This is a genomic window from Clostridium sp. (assembly GCF_032552055.1).
Classification (GTDB): domain Bacteria; phylum Bacillota; class Clostridia; order Clostridiales; family Clostridiaceae; genus Clostridium.
This window is the reverse complement of sequence record NZ_JAWGSV010000107.1, coordinates 1-10,320: the sequence shown is the minus strand read 5'-3', so window position 1 is coordinate 10,320 and position 10,320 is coordinate 1. Positions and strand designations below refer to the sequence as shown.

4 protein-coding genes are annotated in these 10,320 nt (G+C 27.6%); 1 reads left to right on the top strand and 3 read right to left on the bottom strand.

Annotated features, from left to right (window positions below; genetic code table 11):
* Window positions 1–306: 306 nt before the first annotated feature.
* Window positions 307–1,656: a CCA tRNA nucleotidyltransferase gene (locus tag E6248_RS08825; protein WP_316340448.1), complete on the top strand. Its 1,350-nt coding sequence runs from the start codon at window positions 307–309 to the stop codon at window positions 1,654–1,656.
* 177 nt (window positions 1,657–1,833) lie between these two features.
* Here the strand turns inward: E6248_RS08825 and addA are convergent, their stop codons facing one another.
* From addA to E6248_RS08810, 3 genes are all read right to left on the bottom strand, one after another.
* Window positions 1,834–5,628 (bottom strand): helicase-exonuclease AddAB subunit AddA, encoded by a 3,795-nt coding sequence (addA, locus tag E6248_RS08820; protein ID WP_316340447.1) that lies wholly within the window; start codon window positions 5,626–5,628, stop codon window positions 1,834–1,836.
* 3 nt (window positions 5,629–5,631) lie between these two features.
* Complete coding sequence (gene addB, locus E6248_RS08815) at window positions 5,632–9,063, bottom strand: helicase-exonuclease AddAB subunit AddB (RefSeq protein WP_316340446.1); 3,432 nt, start codon at window positions 9,061–9,063, stop codon at window positions 5,632–5,634.
* A gap of 186 nt (window positions 9,064–9,249) precedes the next feature.
* Window positions 9,250–10,194: an ROK family protein gene (locus E6248_RS08810; RefSeq protein WP_316340445.1), complete on the bottom strand. Its 945-nt coding sequence runs from the start codon at window positions 10,192–10,194 to the stop codon at window positions 9,250–9,252.
* Window positions 10,195–10,320: the final 126 nt, after the last annotated feature.

The window sequence follows — 10,320 nt, the reverse complement described above, 5'->3', positions numbered from 1 at the left end:
TATTTATACTTTAATGAATATTATATCATATTAATTTCTAGAAACTTTTGACTAATTTTATTTTATGGTATCATTTATTTATATATAAGTTGTAATAAAGTTTTTGCATTTTATTCAGTTATATTTTATACTCAAAATATTTTAGTTAGGAAATTACACAAACAACTTATATAAAAATTAAAAAATATATGCTTTCAATTGATGTAATTTACTTTCAAAACTATTTTTCACTAAAGATAAAATAATTACTCAAGATGTAGATTATTTATTGAAACATATATATATTTTTTAAAGGTAGGATAAACAATGAATATAAATACTCCAAAGGAAGTTAAACTTATTATTGATACTTTCTATAAAAATAATTTTGAAGCCTTTATGGTAGGTGGATGTGTTAGAGATATATTATTAGGGAATCTACCTAAGGATTACGATATAACTACTTCTGCTAAACCTGAAATAACTATATCTTTATTTAATAAAACAATACCTACTGGATTAAAGCATGGTACTGTTACCGTACTTATAAGCAATGAACCTTATGAAGTTACAACTTATAGAACAGAAGGAAAATATATAGATAATAGACGCCCTTCTTCTGTAGATTTCGTAACAGATATTAAAGAAGATTTATCTCGAAGAGATTTCACAATAAACGCCTTAGCATATAACGAAAAGATAGGAATTATTGATTACTTTAATGGAACTGATGATATTAAAAGTAAAATTATAAGATGTGTAGGAGATGCTGATAAACGCTTTAAAGAAGATGCATTAAGAATGCTTAGAGCAGTTAGATTTAGCTGTCAGCTAAACTTTGATATAGAGGAAAATACTTATACTGCAATTAAGAGTAATTATAAATTAATTGGAAATATAAGTTCGGAAAGAATAAGAGATGAACTATGTAAGATATTAATTTCAGAAAATCCATCTAAAGGATTAGAAATTTTAAGAGATACGAAATTACTAGAAGTTATATTACCTGAAATCAATGCATTATATAATTTTTCACCTAAGTGCACTAATCATAATAGAAATGTTTTTACTCATACTTTAAAAGTTGTAGATAATACAGAAAATGATTTATTATTAAGATTATCTGCTCTTTTCCATGATGTAGGTAAGCTGAATACTTTAACTCCGCTTAATAATGGAACATTCTACGGCTTTCCTAGACATTGTCTGGAAGGTTCAATAATGGTGAAAAAAATATTATCTAGGTTGAGATTTGATAATAACACTATTAAAGTAATATCAAAACTTATAGAACATCATCTAGTATTAAATGCTACTGTAATGCCAACTAAATACGAAGTAAAAATACTATTAAATGAAATTGGAGTTGATAATATAAACTTATTATTTGCTCTTCAAAAAGCTGATATAAACTCTCTAGATAATCCAAGAGTATTTTTAGAAAAAGTAAGATATACTGAGACCTTAGTTAATGAAATAATTAATAACAACGAACCATTAACTATAAAAGACTTAAATATTTCTGGTGGGGATTTAATATCTAATCTTAATTTAAAACCAGGTAAACTATTAGGTGATGTTTTAAACCATCTCTTAAATATAGTTTTAGAAAATCCTGATTTAAATTCAAAAGAAAAACTATTAACTTTGGCTAAAAATTTCTTAATGAATAAGTAGGATATTACACAATGTAAAATTAGAAATAACTAATTAAAGATTAATAAAAAATTTCTTAATGAACTAAAAAAAACTCCTTTAATAACCTTAGAGAATTTGCATTTTATAATTAAAAAATATCAATAATTACTAGATAAAAACTTTAATGGGGCTGTTGTATAAACAGCCCCATTAAAATTATAATAAAACTTCCTTACCTATACCAAATAGATATAGATAACTTTCTTTAACCTTCTTACCAGTTATTTTTTCAACTGCTTCTTTATAATATTTAAGTTGGACTCTATACTTATCAATTACTTTATCTTCATTTCCAAATTCCACATAGTCTGTCTTATAGTCTAATAAAACTATTCCGTCTTCTTCTTCAAATATACAGTCTATTATCCCTTGAAGTCTTACCTTTTCATTTTCATAGATTTCCTTTGGTAATGAGTTATCCACATTTAAACTACTTATTTCAGTATAAAAGGCTAATTCTCTTTTTACTAAACTGCCTGATTTAAAAGCTGATAGCATTCTGTTACCAAGCCTACTATTAAAGAATCCTAAGAAATTAACTTTTTCTATCACTTTAACTTCCTCTTCTGAAAGTAATTTAGATTCATTCATTTCATATATTTGATTATCTATTTCTTCTTTAGTAGATACCTTACTTAAATCTAACCTCTGCATTACAAAGTGAACTACTGTACCTCTCTCAGAAGCTGATAATCCTATTTTTTCTTGAAGGAACTTAGGCTTTAATACTTCCTTATCCTTAAATATATTTACTGTCATTATATTATCATCCTCATGCTCATATAAGGCCCTCTTTAAATCAGATACAGAAACATTACTAGGCAATCCTCCTGCTAAGCTATATTTATAGTTATAACCTAACCTTCTTTCAATTTCTTTATCAATATAATCTATACGAGAATTAATGAATAACTCATCTTCTGAGTTTTCATCAACAGCCACTTCATCTTTATCCACAGTTAATTTGTTTTTAGTCCACAAATTCACTTTCCATATGGATTCATCATTAATTATTAAGCTACTCTTATTTCCAAGAACATTTCTTAATTCTTCTCCATCCTTATGTTTACATAAAGCCATTCCAACCCAGTCTAAATAGTTTTTACCTTTCAGTACTTCTGAAGCAGGAATAATATCATTATCTAAGGCAGCCGCAGTCATCCATTTATTAATTGATCTTTCTAAGTCTTTAACTGCTCCAGTTATTATTAATTTTTCTTTAGCTCTAGTAAAGGCAACATATAATATTCTCATTTCCTCTGAAAGTGTTTCATATAAAATCTTTTTCTTTATTGCTTCCTTTGCTAGAGTACTATAAGAATTTCTTCTCTCTAAATCTACATAATCTGGACCGAAACCTAAATCATCATGATATAGTATTGATTTATTTAAATCCATAAGGTTAAATTGCTTTCCAAATCCTGAAGTGAATACTACTGGAAACTCAAGTCCCTTACTTTTATGAATACTCATTATTCTAACTACATCTTCATTTTCTCCAAGGACTTTAGCACTACCCATATCCCCTGAAGAATTTCTTAACTTATTAACAAAATTAATAAAGTTAAATAATCCTTTAAAGCTAGTATTCTCAAATTGCTTAGCTCTTTGGAATAGAATCTTTAAATTTGCTTGTCTTAGCTTACCATTCGGCATTGCACCTACATATCCATAATAAGCTGTATCCATATATAAATACCAAATAAACTCATCTATAGGAGTATATATTGACTTTCTTCTCCACTTTTTAAGACTTTCAATAAATATTTTACATTTATTTTTAAGTTGCTCATTAACTTCATGTATATCTTCAGTTACTTCTTTTATAATTTCATAGAAGTATTTATCTTTACTTATTAATCTTATATCACCTAATTCTTCAGCAGAAAATCCAACAATAGGAGATCTTAATATAGAAATCATAGGAACATCCTGCATAGGATTATCTATAACTTTTAATAGTGACATTATAGTTCTTATTTCTATAGTCTCAAAATATCCACTACCAGTATCAGCATATACAGGTATTCCAAAAGACCCTAGTTCTTCTAAGAATATTTCTGACCAATTTCTAGTTGCTCTTAATAATATAACTATATCCTTATATTTTAATTCTCTATATTCTCCTGTTTCTTTATCTAATACCTTAAATACTTTATCCTTATTCTCCGGTAACATAAGTTCCTTTATTCTAGATGCTACAATTCTTGCTTCTAGTGTTATTGAGTCAACGTCTTCCTCTTCCTCATTAGATCCCTCATTATCTTCTATTGAATTTTCTTCATTTATACCTTCAACTTCAATACCTGATTTATCTAATATATGAAGTTCTATAGGTCCTGCTATTTCTACATTATCATCTTCATTTTCTTTAAAGCTAGCACCTAAATTTAAGGATTCTTCATCATTATACTCAAGCTCTCCTACTGTTTTAGACATTACCATTTTAAAGATATAATTTACTCCATTAATTACTTCTTCTCTACTTCTAAAATTCTTATAAAGCTGTATTTTTCTATCTCTACCACCAGCTTCTAAGGAGTAATTATTATACTTATCTAAAAACAATTCTGGCTTTGCTTGCCTGAATCTATATATACTTTGCTTTACATCTCCAACCATAAATACATTTGGATTCTCTAAATTCTTTCTAGATACTAATTCAATAATAGCTTCTTGAACATTATTAGAATCTTGATATTCATCTACTAATACTTCATCAAAATAATCTCTAAAACTTATAGCTACGTTAGATGGTACTAAAGTTTCCATATTATCTTTACTTACTTTTTCTTCTGAATCTACTAATTCATCATTATTAATTAATATCTTTAGGCATAAGTGTTCAAGATCATTAAAATCTAAAATATTCTTTTCCCTCTTTTTATCTTTAAATCTACTTATAAACTCTAAAGTTAATTTACTAAGCATCTTCATATAAGGATAAGAATTTTTTATTCCTTCTAATGCATCTTCAATTGGCATAGAAAAACTATCTTCTATGAGCTTAGCTGTTTTCTTTTTTATACTATCTCTTATAGATTTAACTATTTCTAATGCATCTAAATCACTAACATTATTTTTTCTTACAGCCTTTAGTTTACCAAAGGATATATTACTTACTTCCTTATAAATTTCTTGTATTCCATTATCTAATGAATTTAATACTCTTTTAAACATTTCTAGTTCATCAGAAAAAGTAGGAAGATATGATTCTAATCCTTCTGTTTCTTTTATTAATACTATTGCCTTTTCTAATGTCTTAATATAACCATCAATTTCAATCCATATACTTTCTTTAAGTATCTGTATCCATGGTGTATTATCTAAATCCTCAATATTATTTATATTAAAACTTTCAGCACTATCTACGAGCCACTTTTCTGGCCATGGTCCACTCATAGAAAATCTATATAAATCTAGAATTATATCCTTTAATCTATCATCATTTTTTGAAGAACTATAAGCCTCAATTAAATTCCTAAAGCCCTCATCTTCACTTTCATAGTAATCTTCAAATAAATCATTTATTACTTCAAGCTTTAAAAGGGTATTTTCTGTTTCGTCAGAAATCCTAAAGGTTGGATCTAAATTAATTACGTGATAATGATTTTTTATTACATCTAAGCAAAAGGAGTGCATAGTTGTAATATTAGCTCTACTTAATAATGTAAGTTGTCTTTGTAATACCTTTGAGTTAGGATTAACTTCTAAAGCCTTAGATATTGCATCTGCAATTCTTTCTCTCATTTCAGCAGCTGCTGCTGAAGTAAATGTAACTACTAATAGCCTATCTATATCTACAGGATTCTCTTCATTTGTTATTATTCTTATAATTCTTTCTACCAATACAGCTGTTTTACCTGAACCTGCTGCAGCTGCAACTAAAAGGTTACATTCTCTAGTAGTAATAGCCTTTAATTGATCTTCAGTCCATTTTGTACTCCCCATATCCTATGCTTCTCCCCCTTTCTCAACCTCATCCTTTATTAACTTCCATGCCTCATTATTATTCTTTTTCAATATTATCTTATATTTATTATTTTCAATTGAAGTATCGAATTGGCAAACTGATGAATAATCACAGTAATTACAATATGGAGTATTATTATTTTTACAAGGAGTTATCTTAATATCTCCACTTAACATTTCTTCACATAACTCTGCCATCTTATCATTAACATATTTTCTTAATATATTAAATTGATCTTCTGTAACTACTGAGCTATTAGAAGAAAAATCTCCATCCTTTTTTATACTTGCTGGGATTATTAACGAATATGTCTCCATATCATTATCCATAGCCTTAACTACATCAATATTCTTTAATAATAGCCCGCTCATCTTTAACTCTTTTAATATATTCTCTTTGATTTCCTCTTCTGATAATTGCTTTTTTGACTTTATTATAGGATCATCTATTCTAAAGTATAAAATTGCTCCTGGCATAGCTTGATTTTTTAATATAAACTTAGAATTTTTAATTAGTGCATCTAAATACACTAACAACTGTATTTGTAGACCATAATATACTTCTGTTAAGTTAAATTTCTTTGCTCCTGACTTATAATCAACTATCTTGATATAAGTATTCCCATCTAAATCTAGAGTATCTATTCTATCTACCCTACCTACTAAATAAACAGTTTCCTTTGAAGGTAAATCTATTTTTATAGGTTCACCATCCTTAAATCCACCAAATTCAAATTCATTTCTAAATATCTCAAAGCTTCCTTTTCTCATTTGCTCGGAAATTACCATAACAGATTTAGTTATAGTTCTTTTAAATCTATCAGCAAAATATTTATATTTTTTAGTACTATTTAAAATTGAATTAGTATCACTTTCTAATTTTTTATCCACTAATTCATTTACTATTACCTTGCATCTTTCTTTATTTAGCTCTGACCAGGATATTTTTTCATTTCTTATTTTATTGGTAAAATCATCTAATATATTATGCATAAATGAACCTAAGTCAGGTGCTGAAAATTCATATACCTTTCTATCCTTTGCCTTTAACCCATATTGGACATAATAAGAAAATGGGCATTGTGCATATTTCTCAATCCTAGAAACATTAAATATAAGCTTTTTATTTTCAGCCTGATAAAGTCTCCTTATTTTCTCCCTAGGAACCTTTTCTACTAAGTTTGTATATGTTAATCCCTTAAACATCCTACTTGCTTTAGATTTAAATTCTTCATTTTCTTCAAACCATTTAAAAGCTTCAGCCCAATATTCATCTACTTCTTCTTTTTCAAATTCCATTCTTAATGCAGAAATAAGCTCATTAAATGTAGGTATAGGCGCTGTTATTTTGCTAAACTTATCATTATTTTCTTTTAAATTATATATTTCGCTTTCCTCAACTAGCTTTGGTAAAATCTTTTTAAGCCTAGGTATTATTATAGATGGCCTTAAAGACTTTCCTTCAAAATCTGCCATAGGGAAAGTAACCATTAAATATTCAGAAGCAATAGTTAGGGCTGTATATACTATAAATTGCTCTTCAAAGGCTCTACTTTTAGTATCAGATGCTAATCTAAGTCCAATATCTCTAAGGATATCTCTTTCTCTATCACTGATTATTCCCTCTTCCTTATTAACAGAAGGTAGTACTCCATCATTTACTCCTATTAAGTATAAAGCCTTTACTTCTCTTCCTTTTACTCTAGATATATCTCCAATATTTATTTGGTCTAAAGCCATTGGAATAACCCCAACTTCTTTTTCTTCAAATCCTGATACTAATATCTTTGTAAATTCCTTTATATCTATTACTTCGTCGCCTAATACATCAACTACTTGATCTAATATTTCTATTACCATTTCTGGTACTTGTATATATTCTTTTATCTTATCTTGAAGTCCTATACTTTCAAATTCTTCAAGCCATGATTCAAGGGTATCAAAAACCTTAAGTTCAACTAAAAAGTTATAAAGACTTGTAGTTATCTCCTTAACATTTTTCTTTCCTCTTATTTTATTATGGAGACTTATTAAGGGTTCTCTAACCTCTTCCATAATCTCAAATAATATATTCTCCTCATCAGATATTTCATCTTTATCATAGAAGTCTCTAGTCCATTTATATCCCTTAATTCCATTAGCTAATACGTAGTTTTCTAATACATCTATATATTTTTCTTCTATATTAATTAATCCACTTTTTAAAAATTTAAATACACTTTCATAAGACCAATTATTTATTAATATTTCTAAGGATGAAATAATAAGTACAACTAGCGGATTATCTAAAATTTCTCTCTTCTTATCTATAAAAAACGGTATATTATAATCATTAAATATTACTGTAGCTATTTTTTCATATTCAGAAATGTTTCTACACACAACAGCTATATCTTTAAATCTATACCCTTTATCCCTTACCATCTCTAGAATATCCTTAGCAACAGTCTCAACCTCTTCATAGCTATTATTAGCCTTATATAATCTTATATTATTAGGTTCTTCCTTATAAGGTTTAAATGGATAAGTAAAGAAATGTTTTTCTAAATGACTTAATGTATCATTTTTTAAGAATCTATATGGAGTTCCTTTATTTAAATTAATAGGCTCTAAATAAGATATGTTTCCTTCTTTCATTATATTTAAAATAGAATTCTCAGTATTCTTTATTGCATCAAAAACATCTGTATAATCAATATCTACTCCATTACTTAGACTATCACTACATAAAGTTATATTAACTGTCTTAGCTCTCTTAGCAAGTATTTTTATTACTTCTAATTGCTGAGGTGTAAATGTGGTAAACTCATCTATCCATATTTCTGCATCATCATATATGTTACAATCTATAAGCTTGTTATATAAAAGAGTTAATTCATCATCACCATCAATAAATTGCTTATGAAGAGCATTATTAAACTCATTATATATTAAACCTAAATCCTTAAGCTTTTTCTTTAACTCATCATCATTTATTTCTTCTTCTTTAAGATTTAGTATTTCCGTGGAAATGTTATATTTCTTAAATTCTGTTATAAGTTTAGATACTACTGAAGAAAAACCTTGTTCTTTTGTCATTCTATTAAAATATTCAAGTTCATCTGTTTTATCCTTTAATATTTTATATATAAGCATATTCCTTCCAGAATCACTTATTCTTATATCAGTTCTTCCCCCACATTCTTCAAATACCCTATGTGCCATTCTCTTAAAGCTTAATACTTCACCTCTTAAGAAACCTTTTTCTGTTACTACCTCTAAAAACTTCTTCTCTGTATCAAAGGTGTATTGCTCTGGAACTATTAATATAAGCTTATTATTGTTATCATTTCTATCTATTTTTTTCTTAATTTGCTCTAAACAAAATCGACTTTTTCCAGTACCTGCTCTACCAAAAATAAATCTAATACCCATATTTACTCTCCTATTTATTTTATATCTAAATTATATCCAAATTATCGTTTTCTATTTTATTATAGTTCTTTTATTATAAAATTGAAATTATAAAAGCCTATATGAAAATAAAACTCCCAATAATATAAATCCATTAAATATTTTATACATCTAATGAATTAAGTATATTATTGGAAGTTACTATCCTTATTTACTTTCTAAAATTGCTAATGCAGCAGCTCCTAATACTCCTGCCTTACCACCTAGAACAGCTTTTTCAATTTTACAATTATCATAGATTATTTTTAAGCATCTTCTTTCCATTTCATGATCTATCTTTTCAAAAACTATATTGCCAGCTTGGCTAACTCCGCCCCCCATAACTATCTTGTCTGGGTCAAATGAGTTAGCTATATTGGCAATTGTAATTCCTAAATAAGATAATGCATCATTTAATATATCTTGAGATACCTTATCTCCCTTTTCAGCTTCTGTGAAAACTTCTTTAGCTGTAACTTCATCATAATCCTTTAATGATGTTTCTACCTTACTCTCTACAGCTTCTCTTCCTCTTTTCATTATAGCTGTTCCTGATGCTACCGCTTCAGCACATCCAGTGTTACCACATCCGCATCTTGGACCGCCCTTCATAACAGTTGTATGTCCTATTTCTAATGCATTAGCAGTGCTTCCTCTAAATAAGCTACCATTTATTATAGCTCCGCCGCCTATTCCAGTACTTACAGTTACATAAACCATATTTGTACTTCCTTTTCCTGCGCCAAACATAAACTCTCCTAATGTAGCTGCATTTGCATCATTATCTAAATAAGTAGGTATATTATATTTTTCCTTTATAGGTTGAACTATATTAAAATTCTTAAAAGGTAAATTTGGAGTATAAACAATTAATCCTTTTTTTATATCTAATGGTCCTGGAGAACCAACTCCTATTGCCTTAACTTCATTAATATCTATACCTTCTAAAACTGTATCTATAGTGCTTATTAATTTCTCTAATACTGCTTTATCCCCTCTATGAGCTTCAGTTTTTACCGTTATTTCCTTCACCATGTTTCCATCTAAGTCAACTAACGCAGTATATATTTTTGTTCCGCCTAAATCAACACCAACTACATACTTTTTATCCATTTTAATCCCCCTATACAGCATTTTAAATTCCTGTTTTAATTTCTATTTTAATAAGGACAGTATATCATTTTAGGAAATTGTTTACAACATCATTGAATTATTTTTACTATATGCACTCTATTTATA